General features: G+C 74.3%; 13 protein-coding genes. 7 read left to right on the top strand and 6 right to left on the bottom strand.

Annotated features, from left to right (window positions below; translation table 11 throughout):
- Positions 1–43: 43 nt before the first annotated feature.
- Positions 44–652 carry a GNAT family N-acetyltransferase gene (locus tag AB0D01_RS33945; protein ID WP_363062158.1) on the top strand — a complete coding sequence of 203 codons (609 nt, stop codon included), beginning with the start codon at positions 44–46 and terminating at the stop codon, positions 650–652.
- Between the two features lie 9 nt (positions 653–661).
- Complete coding sequence (locus tag AB0D01_RS33940; RefSeq protein ID WP_363062156.1) at positions 662–1852, top strand: crosslink repair DNA glycosylase YcaQ family protein; 1191 nt, start codon at positions 662–664, stop codon at positions 1850–1852.
- A 93-nt stretch (positions 1853–1945) separates the two neighbouring features.
- Here the strand turns inward: AB0D01_RS33940 and AB0D01_RS33935 are convergent, their stop codons facing one another.
- From AB0D01_RS33935 to mtrA, 6 genes are all read right to left on the bottom strand, one after another.
- The gene (locus AB0D01_RS33935) at positions 1946–2704 is read right to left on the bottom strand and encodes a response regulator transcription factor (RefSeq protein ID WP_363062154.1); all 759 of its coding nucleotides are present in this window, start codon (positions 2702–2704) and stop codon (positions 1946–1948) included.
- 228 nt (positions 2705–2932) lie between these two features.
- A complete protein-coding gene (gene raiA / locus AB0D01_RS33930; RefSeq protein WP_363062152.1) occupies positions 2933–3628 on the bottom strand; it encodes a ribosome-associated translation inhibitor RaiA in 696 nt (231 codons plus the stop codon).
- Between the two features lie 352 nt (positions 3629–3980).
- Entirely contained in the window at positions 3981–4844 is an 864-nt protein-coding gene (locus tag AB0D01_RS33925; RefSeq protein WP_363062228.1) for a phosphoribosyltransferase family protein, read from the bottom strand.
- Between the two features lie 96 nt (positions 4845–4940).
- On the bottom strand, positions 4941–6863 hold the full coding sequence (locus AB0D01_RS33920) for an LpqB family beta-propeller domain-containing protein (protein ID WP_363062150.1): 1923 nt from the start codon (positions 6861–6863) through the stop codon (positions 4941–4943).
- Positions 6850–8769 carry an MtrAB system histidine kinase MtrB gene (gene mtrB / locus AB0D01_RS33915; RefSeq protein WP_363062148.1) on the bottom strand — a complete coding sequence of 640 codons (1920 nt, stop codon included), beginning with the start codon at positions 8767–8769 and terminating at the stop codon, positions 6850–6852. The genes AB0D01_RS33920 and mtrB overlap by 14 nt, the downstream gene beginning before the upstream one ends.
- A gap of 73 nt (positions 8770–8842) precedes the next feature.
- Positions 8843–9532, bottom strand: coding sequence for a two-component system response regulator MtrA (gene mtrA / locus AB0D01_RS33910; protein WP_189747360.1), 690 nt, complete (start codon positions 9530–9532; stop codon positions 8843–8845).
- Between the two features lie 235 nt (positions 9533–9767).
- Here mtrA and AB0D01_RS33905 point away from each other — a divergent pair, with 235 nt between their 5' ends.
- The 5 genes from AB0D01_RS33905 to AB0D01_RS33885 are packed head-to-tail and all read left to right on the top strand — an operon-like array spanning position 9768 to position 15195.
- On the top strand, positions 9768–10997 hold the full coding sequence (locus AB0D01_RS33905) for a hypothetical protein (RefSeq protein ID WP_363062146.1): 1230 nt from the start codon (positions 9768–9770) through the stop codon (positions 10995–10997).
- Positions 10998–11004: 7 nt separating this feature from the next.
- Positions 11005–11685 (top strand): DUF4129 domain-containing protein, encoded by a 681-nt coding sequence (locus AB0D01_RS33900; RefSeq protein WP_363062144.1) that lies wholly within the window; start codon positions 11005–11007, stop codon positions 11683–11685.
- Positions 11682–12923, top strand: coding sequence for a DUF4350 domain-containing protein (locus AB0D01_RS33895; RefSeq protein ID WP_363062142.1), 1242 nt, complete (start codon positions 11682–11684; stop codon positions 12921–12923). The genes AB0D01_RS33900 and AB0D01_RS33895 overlap by 4 nt, the downstream gene beginning before the upstream one ends.
- Positions 12920–13885 carry a MoxR family ATPase gene (locus tag AB0D01_RS33890; protein WP_363062140.1) on the top strand — a complete coding sequence of 322 codons (966 nt, stop codon included), beginning with the start codon at positions 12920–12922 and terminating at the stop codon, positions 13883–13885. The genes AB0D01_RS33895 and AB0D01_RS33890 overlap by 4 nt, the downstream gene beginning before the upstream one ends.
- Positions 13885–15195, top strand: a complete 1311-nt coding sequence (locus AB0D01_RS33885; RefSeq protein ID WP_363062138.1) for a DUF58 domain-containing protein — start codon at positions 13885–13887, stop codon at positions 15193–15195. Before AB0D01_RS33890 ends, AB0D01_RS33885 begins: the two co-directional genes overlap by 1 nt.
- Positions 15196–15345 lie beyond the last annotated feature (150 nt).

The following is a 15345-nucleotide window of genomic DNA, read 5'->3' as shown; positions in this document are numbered from 1 at the left end:
AAAAGTGTTCGCCTCCCCCTGCGCGCGCCGCGAGAATCCGCCCATGGAGCCCACCGTCCTCACCACGCCCCGCCTCGACCTGCGGCCCTTCGGCCCCGCCGACGAGGACGAGGTGTACGCCGCCGCCCAAGACCCGGACATCCAGCGCTGGACCCTGGTCCCCAGCCCCTACGAACGCGTCCACGCCCGCGCCTTCGTCAACGAGATCGTCCCCACCGGTTGGCGCGAGGACACCGCCTACTCCTTCGCCGTGCGCCTCGGCGCGGGCGGCCCCCTCGTCGCCGCGATCGGGGTCCACGTCCACCTCGCCTTCGGCGAGCGCGCCCACGAGATCGGCTACTGGGCCACCAAGGAGCACCGCGGCCACGGCTACATGACCGAAGCCGTCCTGGGCGTCGCCCGCTGGGCCTTCACCGAGCTGGGCTCCGTACGCCTCGAATGGCGCGCCGAGGCCGGCAACGGGGCCTCCCGCGCCGTCGCCGAGAAGGCCGGATTCCGTGTCGAGGGCCTCCTGCGGGCCGGCATGCGCCACCGGGGCACCACCCGCGACTGCTGGGTGGGCGCGCTGCTCCCCTCCGACCTCGGCCTGACCCCCGCCCTCCCCCATGTCCGCGCCGACGGCGTCCCCTCCCCTGTCAGTGCCCCGGCCTAGGCTGCGCCCATGACCAGCAGCCCCGCGGGCGCGCCCCGCCCGACCGTCTCCCTGTCCGCCGACGAGGCCCGCCGGATCGCCCTGCGCGCGCAGGGCCTGCTCGGCGCCCCCGACCGCCGGGGCGGGGTCCGAGGGGTGCTGCGCCACCTGGGCGCGGTCCAGCTGGACACCATCTCCGTACTGGCCCGCTCGCACGAGCTGATCCCGTACGCGCGCCTGGGCGCGGTCGGCCGGGAGGCGGTGGAGGAGGCGTACTGGAGCGACGGCCACGCCTTCGAGTACTGGTCGCACGCGGCCTGCGTCCTGCCGATCGAGGAGTGGCCGCACTTCGCCTTCCGCCGCCGCTCGCGGCTGGCGCGCGGCCACCGCTGGCACGTCCTGGCGGACAAGGAGCGTTCGACGAGGGCGGTCCTGGACCGGCTGCGCGCGGACGGCCCGCTGACCTCCACCGAGCTCGGCGGCGCGAAGAACGGCGGCGAGTGGTTCGAGTGGTCCGAGAGCAAGATCGCGGTGGAGTGGCTCCTCGACACCGGTGAGGTGATCTGTTCGCGGCGGCGCGGCTGGAAGCGCGTCTACGACCTCCCCGAGCGGGTCGTCCCCGACACCCTGCTCCACGACGACGTCGACGACCGCGAGTGCCTGCGCCGACTGGTGGCGCTGGCGGGGCGCTCGCTCGGGGTGGGCACCCGCGCCGACATCGCCGACTACCACCGCCTCAAGGGCGAGCAGTTCGACGCGGTCGTCGAGGACGCCGGCCTGGTCCCGGTGGCGGTGGAGGGCTGGGGCAAGCCCGCCTGGGCCCACCCGGAGGCGCTGGCCGCGCCGCCGCGCGGGCGCCACCGCACCACCCTGCTGTCCCCGTTCGACTCCCTCGTGTGGGACCGGCCCCGCACCGAGCGGATCTTCGGCTTCACTCACCGCCTGGAGGCCTACGTCCCCAAGGCGAAGCGGATCCACGGCTACTTCGCGATGCCGCTGCTGGCCGACGGCCGGCTGCGGGGGCGCGTCGACCCGGCCCGGGAGGGCAGCACGCTGGTGGCCCGGCAGCTGTCCCTGACCACCCCGAAGGCGGCCGGGGCCATGGCGGAGGCCCTGTGGGAGGCGGCGGGGTGGGTCGGCTGCGACGACGTGCGCGTCGAGCGGGCCTCCACCCCGGCCGAGGCGGACGCCGTCACGGCCGAGCTGGCCGCGCTCCGGTGACCGGTTGACCGGGTCCCGGCCCGCGCCCCTCCCCGGGCGCCGGCGCCGCGGACCCGGCGAAGGACCCCGCCGCGAACACCCTCGCGGACACCGTCAGCGGATCTCCAGGATCTTCTCCCGCATCGCGTAGACGACCGCTTCCATCCGGGAGTGGAGCTGGAGCTTCTCCAGGATGTTGCGCACGTGGTTCTTGACGGTGTTCTCGGAGATGAACAACTGCTTGGCGATGTCCCGGTTGTTCATGCCGGTCGCCACGAGCTTGAGGACCTCCAGCTCGCGGTCCGTCAGCCGCGGCGCGGGCACCAGGCGCCGCTCGTCGGTGCGTTGGATCATCGACTTGAACTCGGTCAGCAGCTTGGAGGCCATGGACGGGCTGATCTGGGACTGTCCGTCGGCCACGGCCCGGATCGCGGTGGCGACCTCGTCCGTGGAGATCTCCTTCAGCAGGTAGCCCGTCGCGCCCGCCTTGATCGCGTCGTAGAGGTCGGCCTCCTCGTCGCTGATCGTCAACATGATGATCTTCGCGGAGGGGGCCACCTCCTTGATCGAGGTGCAGGCCTCGATGCCGCCGCGCCGGGGCATCCGCACGTCCATGAGGACGATGTCCGGCAGCAGGTCCGCGGCCTTGTCGACCGCCTCCGCCCCGTCCCCCGCCTCACCGACGACCTGGATGTCCTCCTCCTGCGCGAGGACGATCTCCAGCCCGCGCCGGAACAGGGCGTGGTCGTCGACGACGAGCACCCGGATGGGTTCCCCCGCCGGATCGCCCGCGCTCTCGCCGGCCCCGGCCGAGTCCACCACACGACAGCCCGCGCCGTCGTCACCGCGCACCGGCCCGAAGCCGTCCGCCATCATTCCTCCCCCTGCATGTACCGAGCTGCCGGCCAACCCGGCGGATTGCCCCGCCGATTGACTGCCCGCCATGATTCCATGCCCGCACCATCGCACGGGGGTCCCGCGGAACCGGCCTGGCTCATACGGGCCAGTACGCGCCGGTAGGGGTGACAACCGGCCATTCTTCTCGGACAAGTGCCCCTGTGGAACGCCCGGGGGCGTTCCACAGGGGCGACGGTCGAATGATCAGCCGCCGAGCGCGCCGCCCGCGCCGGCCGCGGACTCGTCCGAGCTGGAGGCTCCGTCGGAGTTCAGGTGGACGACGCCGTAGTCATAGGCGTGACGGCGGTAGACGACGCTGGGCATCTTGGTTTCGGAGTCCACGAACAGATAGAAGTCGTGGCCGACCAGTTCCATTTCGTAGAGCGCCTGGTCGAGCGACATGGGCCCGGCCGTGTGGGTCTTCTCGCGGACGATGAGCGGGCCCTCGCCCTGGACTTCCAGGGATCCGATGCGTGTGGTCGGGACCCCCTCCGCCTTCTCCTCGCCGACCGGCTCGCCGTTCGCGTTCAGCTGGGCGACGCCGGGCACCACGTCGGCGACCTCGGCCGCCGACAGCCGGCCGTTGCCGCGGCGGGTGAAACGCTTGTCGTGCTGCTTGCGCAGCCGGGCCTCCAGCTTGTCCTGAGCCAGGTCGAGCGCCGCGTACGGGTCTGCGGCGGCGGCCTCGGCACGGATCACCGGGCCCCGCGAACGCAGGGTGATCTCCACGCGGTCGGAACGGTCGGCCTGGCGCGGGTTGTGCTCCTTGGACACCTCGACGTCCAAGCTGATCACCTTGGCGTCGAGCTTCTGGATCCGCTCCGGATTCAGCTTCTCGGCCACGTGCTTGCGGAACCGCTCGGGCACCTCGGTCTTGCGGCCCTTGACGACGATGTCCACGCAGAACTCCGTTCCCGGAGAGCCCCGCCTCCAGCGGCGAAGCGTCTCCCTTTCGCACCAGGCTCCGGTGAACACCGGAGCCTCGGACTTGGCGACTTTCACCTCCTCCTCCCCCATCGGCAAGATCTACATCCCACCGACTTCGGAGTAGAGAGACACCCTCTGACACGAAGATTCCAATAACGGGCGGATCGGTGCTCCGATACCCGGGGCCCAAGGATCGCCAGTTCCTCACAACCGAACATATCTCTCAAAGCCGGTTGTCGGCACCCGCTACCGGAACATACCTCCGATCAGGTGGCTGTTCCCTCTTACTACCTGCAACGATGCGCATTCCCCGGCAGTTCCAAATCTATTCACAAGATTTTTGCTCTGTCCGGGTATCCGGCCGGCGACCGCCGCCCGGATACGGCCGGATCCGCTCGAACGACCCGCCGGGCGCCGCCACCACGGCGGCCGCCTCCGGCGCCGCTCCGGCCGCGCGCAGGGCCCGCGCCGCCTCCGCGAGCGTGGCCCCGGTCGTGATCAGGTCGTCCACCAGCAGGATCCGTGCCCCGGCCGCCGCGCGCAGCCCTCCCGGGCGCACCCGAAGGGCCCCGGCGAGGTTCTCGAACCGCCGTGCCGCCCCCAACCCCGCCTGGTCCTCGACCGGCCGGCACGGTTCCAGCAGGGGCACCACCCGCGCGGGCACCCCGGCCGCGCGCAGCCGCGCCGAGGCGGCCAGGGCGATCCTGCGCGCCGGATCGTGCCCGCGCGCCCGTACGGTCCGCCGCGCGGAGGGCACGGGCACCAGCACCAGCTCCCGCCCCGCGTCCCGGCGGACACCGCCACCGGCCACCCGGTCGCCTCCGGCCCGGTCGTCCCCGGCCCGGTCGTCCCCGGCCCGGTCACCGCCCGCCCGGTCGGCCGCGCCGCCGGCGCACAGCACGGCCGCCGCGAGGGCCCGGCCCAGCGGGCCCGCCAGGGGCAGCGCCCCGCGCTCCTTGTGGGCCAGCAGGACGGTCCGTACGACCCCTTCGTACGGCGCCCCCGCGTACACCGCCGGCAGCCCCACCGGCCCCGCCCGCCGCACGGCCGGCCGCACCCGCCCCGCCCGGGCCCCGCCCAGGGCGGCACGGCAGCGCGCGCACAACCGCGGCCCGGCTCCGGCCGCGCCGCAGCCCTCGCAGCCGCCGGCCAGCACCAGCCCGCTCACCTCGCGCCACCAGCCCCGCACGCACTCCCGCATGCGTCCACCGTGCCGGGCGCGCACCGCGCCCGCCACCCCTGTGGAAAACCCGGCCGTGGAAACCCGGCCGGGCCGGGCGGCGGCTCAGCCCGGGTAGACCGGCGCCTTGCCGCCCGCCGCCACCGTGCGCCACTGCGCGCCCGGCGGCAGCCACACGATGCCGTCCTCGCCGGAGAGGGCCACCACCGGCTTGGCCTCGTCCTCGGAGGCGGCGATCGCGCTCATCCCGGTCGCCCCGGGCAGGCTCGCCGCGACCATCGACCCGTCCGCCAGCATGTAGCGGGCCTGGTCGACGCCGCCGCTCTCGCGGCCCACCACCAGCAGCCGCCCGCGCGGCGCCCAGCTCATCGCCGTGACCTCCGCCATCTGCGGGGCCGCGGGCCGCAGCTCGCGCACCGACACCGGCGCGGAGTCCCCGGCGCCCTCGGTCCGCTCGACGCGCCCCAGGAAGAGGTTCTTGCGGGCGCCCTCCCGCTCCACGAGCAGCGCGACGCGCACCCCGTCGGGCGAGGCCTTCAGCCCGGTGATCCGCGCCCCGTTCAGCCCGGAGACCTCCACCTTCTGCGGGGTCCCGGTGCCTCCCGGGACCCGCCACAGGCCCTGGGTCTGCGGGTCGCCGTCCGCGATCCACAGGTCGCCGCGGGCGTCCCAGGTGGGTGCGGTCAGCTTGCCCGACTTGCTGTTCAGCAGCGGCTGCGGCATCGGACCGGCGGTCGTCAGCGTCACCACGTACAGCCCGTGGCCGTCCTCGGAGACCACCGCCGCCCGCTTCTCGTCGTACGTGATCGCGGCCGAACCCACCTTGAAGGCCGCGGCCGTGGCCAGCGGGCCGGGCGCCGGCTCCGGCTTGTCCTGCTGCTGGTCGTCGGCGCCCACGTTCAGCACCATCCGCACCAGCCGGGCGTCCTTGTCCACGTAGTACTGGTGGTCCGGGGACGGCGGCCGGCCGGCGATGACCGCGGCGGCCGAACCGGTCACCCAGCACAGCGAGGACTTCCCGTCGGGGCGCAGCAGTTCGACCCGGTCCAGCCGGGAGGCCGTCAGGTCCCGCACGGTGTAGAGGAGTTGGGTGGCCATCTTCTGGCACTGCGGCTGCCCGACGTTGCCGCCCTTGTCGTTGAGCGGGACGCGCAGCGTGTTCTGGCCGTCGTAGGACAGGGACTTGGTGCCCTCGCGCAGTTCGGTGCCGGTCGGGAAGGCGGTGGTGACGACCGGGCCGAGCCACTTGGAGGGACCGGCGAGCAGCGACTGCACGGTCTGCGTGGTGGGGTCCATGCGGGAGTCGGGGTCGCTGCGCTGGCGCACGTACACCGGGTCGGCTACGAGCGTGGAGCCCGCGAAGTAGTACTTGTTGACCGGCTTGTAGATCCGCTGGAAGTCGGACTCGCTCAGGACCAGGCTGCTGGGCGGGGTGGCGATCCGCCACTGCTTGTTGACCTGGACCAGCTGGAGGAACTCCTCGTAGCGCCCGCCGCCGGTCTCCGGCTGGTAGGCGCTGCGTTCGTCGACCGTCGCGAGCTTCTTGCCGTACACCTTCCAGCGCGGCCCGTCGGGGTCCTTCTCCCCCTGGACGGGCACCCGGTCGAGGCCGGCGGACAGAACGGTGACGGCCGTGCCGGGCTTCCAGTTCTTCGCGGCGTCCTCGGTGAGGTACTTGCGGGCCGTCGCGAGCTGCGGGTCGTCGCTGGTCATGGCCTCCAGGAAGCCGTCGACGATGTCGGCCGGGCTGGCCTTGTCGGCGGGCGGCACCCCGAAGACCCGCACCTGGGAGTCCACGCCCTGCGAGGCCTCCACCCGACGGATCTCCCCGCGGTCGGGCATGGAGGCGCAGCCGGACAGCAGCAGGCCGGCCACCGCGAGCACCGGCAGCGCCGCCGCCGGCCCCGTCGGCGGCGCGAGCCGTACGCCGCGACCCGCCGGGCCGCCGCGCCCGCCCGACCGGCCGAGCCCCTCCCGTACGCCGAGCCCCTCCCGTACGCCGCGCCGCGCGCGCTCAGCGTCCTCCACCGGATCCGTCCTCCTGTGCTGTTCCCTGATCGGTGGGCCGGGCCACGACCCGCGCGCCGTTGCCCGGCAGCGCCGTCGGATCGGCGGGCACCGGCACGGCGGTGGTGACCGCGGGCCTCGGCGGTATCGGCGAACGGTCGACGCGCTCGCCCCGCCCCGCGGCCGCACCGCCCGCCCCGTCGGCGCCGCCCCGCTCGGCTGCGGCCTCGGCGGCGGCCTCCGCGGCGGCCCGCGCCCGGTTGCCGCGCGAGTCCTCCGGCTCCAGCGGGATCGGCGATCCGCGCAACGGCTCGTCGGCGGTGCGCGGCAGGGTCAGGCGGAACTGGGAGCCGCCGCCGGGCTCGCCCCAGGCCTGGAGCCAGCCGCCGTGCAGCCGCGCGTCCTCGACGGCGATGGACAGGCCCAGGCCCGTTCCGCCGGTCGTCCGGGCCCGTGCGGGGTCGGCCCGCCAGAACCGGTTGAAGACGCGGGTGGCCTCGCCGGGCTTGAGCCCGACCCCGTAGTCCCGTACGGCCACGGCGACGGCCCCGCCCGCCGAGGCCAGCCGGACCACCACGTCACGGCCCTCGCCGTGCTCCACCGCGTTGACGACGAGGTTGCGCAGCACGCGCTCGACGCGCCGCGAGTCGGCCTCGGCGATGACGGGCTGGGTGTCGCCCAGGACCCGGATGCGGGTGCCCTTGTGCTCGGCGAGCGGTTCGGCGCCGTCGATGACCCGGCGCACCACGTCCCGCAGGTCGATCGGCTCCGCCTCCAGGGCGGCCGCGCCCGCGTCGAAGCGGCTGATCTCCAGCAGGTCGGCGAGCAGCGACTCGAAGCGGTCGAGCTGCCCGGCGAGCAGTTCCGCCGAACGGGCGGTGATCGGATCGAAGTCGACCCGGGCGTCGTGGATGACGTCGGCGGCCATCCGCACCGTCGTCAGCGGGGTGCGCAGCTCGTGGGAGACGTCGGAGACGAAGCGGCGCTGCATCCGCGACAGCTCCTCCAGCTGCTGGATCTTGTTCTGGAGGTTCTGGGCCATCTTGTTGAAGGCCTCGCCGAGGCGGGCGATGTCGTCCTCGCCGGTGACCTTCATCCGTTCCTGGAGCCGCCCCGCGGACAGCCGCTCCGCGATCCCGGCGGCCATCCGCACGGGGGTCACCACCACGCGCACGACGAGCCAGGCGATGGCGCTGAGCAACACCACCACGAACAGCCCGGCGGTCGCCAGGGTGCTCTTGACCAGGTTGAGGGACTCCTCCTCCTGGGTGAGCGGGAAGAGGTAGTACAGGTCGTACGGGTCCCCGTTGATGTCCGTGAGCCGCTTGCCCACGACCAGCGCGGGCTCGGGGGCCTTCTCCCCGGCCCCGGCCGTGTAGCGGATCTCGGAGAACGTCTTGAAGGTGCCGGTGGCGTGGTTGACGGCCCGGCGCAGCCCGACGGGCACGCTCGCGGTCGGATCGACGTTGCCGGAGGCGCGGGCTCCCTTGACGCCCTGGGCGGCCGGTCCCGGCCCGCCCGGGCCCTCCTCGCCGGTGCCGGCGCCGAGCGCGACGACCTCGAAGGCCGTCTGACCACCACTGGCGAGCTGCTTGACCAGCGAGTTCATCCAGGTGCTGGCGTCCCGGCCGACCTTGTTGTCGGTGGCGTCGGGCCCGTCCACGGCCGACGGGGTGTTCGCCTTCTCCTGTGCGACCGCGAACCCTCCCGCGGCCTGGCTCTGCGCGGCCTCCTCCTTGGCGTCGAGGAGGCCCTTGCTGACCTGCGCGACGACGACCCAGCCCAGCGCGAGGACCACGGCGAGCGACATCAACAGCGTCGCCGCGACCACCCGGAGCTGGATGTTGCGCCGCCACAACCGGACAGCCGGAAGCAGCGGCCGGCGCACGAGGCGCACGAACAGCCGCAGCACGGGGTTGCCGGTCATCCCCGCGCGGGGCGACCGGGAACCCCGCGGGGCCCCCCGACGGGAGCCGTCCCGGGAACCGCCGGGCTGCACGTCAGCTGGGTCCGGCCTTGTAGCCGACACCGCGCACCGTCACGACGATCTCGGGGCGCTCCGGGTCCTTCTCGACCTTGGAGCGCAGCCGCTGCACATGCACGTTGACCAGGCGGGTGTCCGCCGCGTGCCGGTAGCCCCAGACCTGCTCCAGCAGCACCTCGCGGGTGAACACCTGCCAGGGCTTGCGGGCGAGCGCGACCAGCAGGTCGAACTCCAGCGGGGTCAGGGCGATGGAGGCGCCGTCGCGCTTGACCGAGTGCCCGGCCACGTCGATGACCAGGTCACCGATGGCCAGCTGCTCGGGCGCGGGCTCCTCGGAGCGCCGCAGGCGCGCCCGGATGCGGGCCACCAGCTCCTTCGGCTTGAACGGCTTGACGATGTAGTCGTCGGCCCCGGACTCCAGGCCCACCACCACGTCCACCGTGTCGCTCTTCGCCGTCAGCATGACGATCGGCACCCCGGACTCGGCGCGGATCAGCCTGCACACCTCTATGCCGTCCCGTCCGGGCAGCATGAGGTCCAGCAGCACCAGGTCCGGCTTGGCCTCCCGGAAGGCAGCCAGTGCCTTGTCGCCGTCCGCTACGAACGACGGCTCAAAACCTTCTCCACGCAGCACAATGCCGAGCATCTCGGCCAGCGCGGTGTCGTCGTCGACGACAAGGACTCGTCCCTTCATGGTTGACATCATCCCATTAGCTAATCGTTACCCGGCGGTGAGCTGTCCCACAGCCAAAAAGGCTGGAAATCGCCCTTCGGACCTGCGTGGTGATCAGGGCGACCAGTCTGCCCCGGATCCGCGCGACAATTGAAGGGACGGACGGCTCGAAGATCCAGGGGAGCGCCGGTCCGTTCTCCGGCACCCCGTGGCACGATGGCAGCCGACCAGCGCGCCCGCCACGGCGGGCGCACGTGAAGGAGCGACGATGAACGACTCGCCGGGCTGGGCCACGCCCGGATCCCCGTCCGACGGCCAGGGCTCCGACAGCGGCCGGCCCCCCGCGCAGCCCGCCGGGGACGACAAGTGGTCGGCGACCCAGCCGCCGCCCGGCCAGTGGTCGAGCCCCACCCCGGGCCCCGCTCCCGGCCCCACCCCGCCCGCGGGGCAGCAGCCCGTCGGCTGGGGCCCGTACGGGCCCGGACAGCAGCCCCAGACCCCGTACGGCGGCCCCTACGGCCACCCCGGCGGCTGGGGCGGCCCGCCGCCCGCCGCCAAGCCGGGCGTCATCCCGCTGCGCCCCCTGGGCCTCGGCGAGATCCTGGACGGCGCCGTCGCCACCCTGCGCGGCCACTGGCGCACCGTCCTGTCGATCACTCTGGTCGTCGCGGCCCTCGCCCAGCTCGCCATCCTCCTCGTCCAGCGCCTCACCCTGGACACCGTCATCCTCGACGACCCCCAGAACGCGACCCCGGAGCAGCTCGCCGAGAGCATGGGCGACAGCCTCGTCCTGTACGGCTTCCAGTACTACACGGAGCTCCTCGGGATGCTCCTGGTCACCGCCCTGCTGGCGCCCGTCGTCAGCAACGCGATCCTGGGCCGCCGCTCCACCCTCTCGGCCACCCTGGCCACCGTCCGCCCCCTGGCCCCGCGCGTGCTCGCCCTGACCGCCCTGCTGTTCCTGGGCGCCCTCGCCGCCGGCCTGCTGCCCGTCCTGCCCGGCATCCTGACCGGCAACATCGCCCTGACGGTGCTGGGCCCGCCCGTCGGCCTGGTCCTGCTGGCCTGGTTCTACGTGACCTTCGCGCTGGCCCCGCCCGCCCTGGTGCTCGAACGCGGCTCGGCCGTCGCCGCCATGAAGCGCTCGGCGAAGCTGGTCAAGGGCGCCTGGTGGCGCGTCTTCGGCATCAGTCTCCTGACCTGGCTGATCCGCGGCATCACCGCCGCCGTCATCGTCCTGCCCTTCGCCGCCGTCGCCGCCCTCGTCTCCCCCGGCGGCTTCGGCTCGATCCTCGACGGCTCCGCCGCCCGCGACTGGACCTTCCTGATCATCACCGCCATCGGCGGCATCGTCGGCGCCACCGTCACCATGCCGATGCAGACCGGCGTCACCACCCTCCTCTACGTCGACCAGCGCATCCGCCGCGAGGCCCTCGACCTGGAACTCGCCCGCGCCGCCGACCGCAGCGGCCCCGACGGGACCGTCACCGGGGGCTGACACGCTGATGAGCACGGGGGGACTCATCGTCACCGCCGCCGCGGCACTGCCGTCGGGCGACGGGGCACCACCACTGACGACACCGCGCGAGGCGGCCCGCGAGGCCGCCGAACGCGAGCTGTCCAAGCCCGCCTACCACCAGAACGAGCCCGGCCTCCTGGAGAAGGCCATGGACCGCTTCTGGGAGTGGGTCGGCTCGTTCCTCGACAGCGCCGCCGGCGCCACGCCCGGCGGCGCCCTCGGGCTGCTCGCCATCGCCGTGTGCGTCGCCCTGGTCGTGGCCGCCCTGTGGTGGCGCCTGGGCACCCCCGGCCGCCTCCCCGCCACCGCCGCCGCCCCCTTCGACGACCGCTCGCGCAGCGCCGCCGACCACCGCGCCGCCGCCGATGCCCACGCCGCGGCCGGTCAGTGGAACGAAGCCGTCCGCGAACGCATGCGGGCCCTCGTCCGCTCCCTGGAGGAACGCACCCTCCTTGACCCGCGCCCCGGCCGCACCGCCGACGAGGCCGCCGCGGAGGCCTCCGCCTCCCTGCCCGACCACGCCGTCGAGCTGCGCGCCGCCGCCCGCGCCTTCGACGACGTCACCTACGGCGGCCGCACCGCCGACCCGGACACCTACGCCCGCCTGCGCACCCTGGACCTCACCCTGGAGCGCGCCAAGCCGCTCCTGACGGGACCCACGGCATGACCGCCCCCCACACCGACGGGCACCCGCTCCCGGCCGCCGCCAAGGGCCCCGCCCCCACCTCCACCGCGCTCACCCCCGGCCGGCGCTGGGCCCGCGTCCGCGGCTTCCTGATCGCCCTCGGCATCCTGATCGCCGCCGCCGTCCTCCTCGCCGGCCTCCAGGCGGGCGACCACCACGGCCGCCTCGACCCCCGCTCCGCCGACCCGACCGGCAGCCGGGCCGTCGCCCGACTGCTGGAGGAACGCGGCGTCACCACCCGCGTGGTCACCAACGCCGACGAGGCCGTCGCCGCCGCGGGCCCCGGCCGGACCCTCCTGGTCACCGACCCCGAACTGCTCGGCGAACGCCAACGACGGGCCGTCCGCTCCGCCATCGACCTCTCCGGCGGCCGCACCGTCCTCATCGCCCCGGGCCCCTCCGCCCTCGCCGACCTGGCCCCCGCCGCCCGCACCCTCCCCTCCGCCCACAGCGGCGACCTCGACCCCGACTGCGCCCTGCCCGCCGCGCGCGCCGCGGGCCGCGCCGGCACCGGCGACGGCCACCGCTACTCCACCGACCTGACCGGGGCCACCGCCTGCTACCCCGACCGCGGCCACCCCACCCTCCTCGTCCTGCCCGGCACCACCAAGGGCGGCGACACCGTCCTCCTCGGCTCCCCGACGATCCTCCTCAACGAGACCCTCGCCGAACAGGGCAACGCCTCCCTCGCCCTGCAACTCCTCGGCTCCCGCCCCGAGATCGTCTGGTACCTGCCCACCCTCGCCGACATGTCCGGCGAGCCCGACGCCGAACCCAAGAGCCTGCTCGCCCTCGTCCCCTCCGGCTGGACCTGGGCCCTGCTCCAACTCTTCGTCGCCGCCGCCCTCGCCGCCCTGTGGCGCGCCCGCCGCCTCGGCCCCCTCGTCACCGAGAACCTGCCCGTCGCGATCCGCGCCTCCGAGGCCACCGAAGGCCGCGCCCGCCTCTACCGCAAGGCCGCGGCCCGCGACCGCGCCGCGACCGTGCTGCGCGCCGCCACCCGCGAACGCCTCGCCCAACTGGTCGGCGTACCGGCCCCCCAGGCCCACGAACCCGCCTCCCTGATCCCGGCCGTCACCGCACGCCGCACCGGCCCCGTCCCGGCCGACGGCCCCGACCCGGCCACCCTCCTCTTCGGCACCACCCCCGCCGACGACGCGGCACTCGTCGCGCTCGCCGACCACCTCGACGCCCTCGAAAGAGAGGTCCGCACCTCATGACGGCCACCACGGACAGCAGCGCCCGTTCCTCCCTGGAGGCGCTCCGCACCGAGATCGCCAAGGCCGTGGTCGGCCAGGACTCCGCCGTCACCGGTCTCGTCGTCGCACTCCTGTGCCGCGGCCACGTCCTGCTCGAAGGCGTCCCCGGCGTCGCCAAGACCCTCCTCGTCCGCGCCCTGGCCGCCTCGCTGTCCCTCGACACCAAGCGCGTCCAGTTCACCCCGGACCTGATGCCGAGCGACGTCACCGGCTCCCTCGTCTACGACGCCCGCACCGCCGAGTTCTCCTTCCAGGACGGCCCGGTCTTCACCAACCTCCTCCTCGCAGACGAGATCAACCGCACGCCCCCCAAGACCCAGTCCTCCCTCCTCGAAGCGATGGAGGAACGCCAGGTCACCGTCGACGGCACCGCCCGACGCCTGCCCGAACCCTTCCTCGTCGCCGCCACCATGAACCCGGTCGAGTACGAGGGCACCTACCCCCTGCCCGAGGCCCAACTGGACCGCTTCCTGCTCAAGCTGACGGTCCCGCTGCCCTCCCGCGAGGACGAGATCGGGGTCCTGACCCGCCACGCCGCCGGCTTCGACCCGCGCGACCTGCACGCCGCCGGACTGCGCCCCGTCGCCGGCCCCGAGCAGCTCGAAGCCGCCCGCAAGGCCGTCGCCGAGACCACCGTCTCGGCCGAGATCACCGCCTACGTCGTCGACATCTGCCGCGCCACCCGCGAGTCCCCCTCCCTCACCCTCGGCGTCTCCCCGCGCGGCGCGACCGCCCTGCTGGCCACCGCCCGCGCCTGGGCCTGGCTCACGGGCCGCGACTACGTCACCCCCGACGACGTGAAGGCCCTCGCCCTGCCCACCCTGCGCCACCGCGTGCAGCTGCGCCCCGAGGCGGAGATGGAAGGCGTCACCCCCGACGCGGTGATCACCGCGATCCTCGCCCACGTCCCCGTCCCGCGCTGATGGCCCTCACCGGACGCGCCGCCCTCCTGGCGGCCCTCGGCAGCCTGCCCGTCGGCATCCTCGAACCGAGCCTGACGGGCCTCCTCGCCGTCAACACCCCCCTGGCCCTGGCCTGCGCGCTCGACTACGCCCTCGCGGCGCCCGTCAGCACCCTGCGCCTGACCCGCACGGGCGACACCTCGGTCCGCCTCGGCGAAGCCGCGGACGTCCACCTCACCGTCACCAACCCCGGTACGCGCCCCCTGCGCGCCGCCCTCCGCGACGCCTGGCCCCCCAGCGCCTGGCAACCCGACACGGAGCCGTCCGCCTCCCGGCACACGCTGCGCGTCCCCGCCGGCGAACGCCGCCGCCTCACCACCCGCCTGCGCCCCACCCGCCGCGGCGACCGGACCGCGGACCGCGTCACGATCCGCTCGTACGGTCCCCTCGGCCTCCTGGCCCGCCAGGGGTCCCACCGCGTCCCGTGGACCGTGCGCGTCCTGCCCCCGTTCACCAGCCGCAAGCACCTCCCCTCGCGCCTGGCCCGCCTGCGCGAACTCGACGGCCGCACCAGCGTCCTGACGCGCGGTGAGGGCACCGAGTTCGACAGCCTGCGCGACTACGTCCCGGGCGACGACACCCGCTCCATCGACTGGCGGGCCACCGCCCGCCGCCAGGAGGTCGCCGTCCGCACCTGGCGACCCGAACGCGACCGGCACATCCTGATCTGCCTCGACACCGGCCGCACCTCGGCGGGCCGCGTCGGTGACGCCCCCCGCCTGGACTCCGCGATGGACGCCGCCCTGCTCCTCACCGCCCTGGCCCTGCGCGCCGGCGACCGCGTGGACCTCCTGGCCCACGACCGCCGGCCCCGCGCCCAGGTCCAGGCCCGCTCCACGGCCGACACCCTGCCGGCGTTCGTCAACGCCATGGCCGGCCTCGAACCGGAACTCGTCGAGACCGACGCCCGCACCCTCGTCTCCACCATCCTGCGCACCGCACCGCGCCGCTCCCTGGTGGTCCTCCTGACGAGCCTGGACGCGGCCGCGATCGAGGAGGGCCTCCTCCCGCTCCTGCCGCGCCTGACCCAGCGCCACACGGTCGTCCTGGCCTCCGTGGCCGACCCCCACATCGCGGACATGGCCGGCAACCGGGGTTCCGTGGACGCCGTCTACGAGGCCGCGGCCGCCACCCAGGACCGGTCCCAGCGCCGCCGCACCGCCGAACAACTCACCCGTCACGGCGTCCACGTCGTCGACGCCACCCCGGACGCCCTCCCCCCGGCCCTGGCGGACGCCTACCTGGCCCTCAAGGCCGCCGGCCGTCTCTGACCGTCCCGATCGGGGCAGCCGATACGGGCTGCCCCGATGCTCGTACCCTTCTCCGCTACCTGGCCGTAAACGCAGAAAAGCCCCGCACCATAAGGTGCGGGGCTTTCCCACAATGATTGTTCGGCGGCGTCCTACTCTCCCACAGGGTCC

Origin of the sequence: Streptomyces sp. NPDC048606 (assembly GCF_040650855.1) — a bacterium.
Classification (GTDB): domain Bacteria; phylum Actinomycetota; class Actinomycetes; order Streptomycetales; family Streptomycetaceae; genus Streptomyces.
This window is presented reverse-complemented; position numbering and strand designations above follow the sequence as displayed.

Bases quoted from the DNA above. Each gene is read 5' to 3' on its own strand.
- AB0D01_RS33890 (WP_363062140.1), top strand. From the start codon at position 12,920: ATGACGGCCACCACGGACAGCAGCGCCCGTTCCTCCCTGGAGGCGCTC.
- mtrB (WP_363062148.1), bottom strand. From the start codon at position 8,769: ATGACCGGCAACCCCGTGCTGCGGCTGTTCGTGCGCCTCGTGCGCCGG.
- AB0D01_RS33885 (WP_363062138.1), top strand. From the start codon at position 13,885: ATGGCCCTCACCGGACGCGCCGCCCTCCTGGCGGCCCTCGGCAGCCTG.
- AB0D01_RS33945 (WP_363062158.1), top strand. From the start codon at position 44: ATGGAGCCCACCGTCCTCACCACGCCCCGCCTCGACCTGCGGCCCTTC.
- mtrA (WP_189747360.1), bottom strand. From the start codon at position 9,532: ATGATGTCAACCATGAAGGGACGAGTCCTTGTCGTCGACGACGACACC.
- AB0D01_RS33905 (WP_363062146.1), top strand. From the start codon at position 9,768: ATGAACGACTCGCCGGGCTGGGCCACGCCCGGATCCCCGTCCGACGGC.
- AB0D01_RS33895 (WP_363062142.1), top strand. From the start codon at position 11,682: ATGACCGCCCCCCACACCGACGGGCACCCGCTCCCGGCCGCCGCCAAG.
- AB0D01_RS33935 (WP_363062154.1), bottom strand. From the start codon at position 2,704: ATGGCGGACGGCTTCGGGCCGGTGCGCGGTGACGACGGCGCGGGCTGT.
- AB0D01_RS33940 (WP_363062156.1), top strand. From the start codon at position 662: ATGACCAGCAGCCCCGCGGGCGCGCCCCGCCCGACCGTCTCCCTGTCC.
- AB0D01_RS33900 (WP_363062144.1), top strand. From the start codon at position 11,005: ATGAGCACGGGGGGACTCATCGTCACCGCCGCCGCGGCACTGCCGTCG.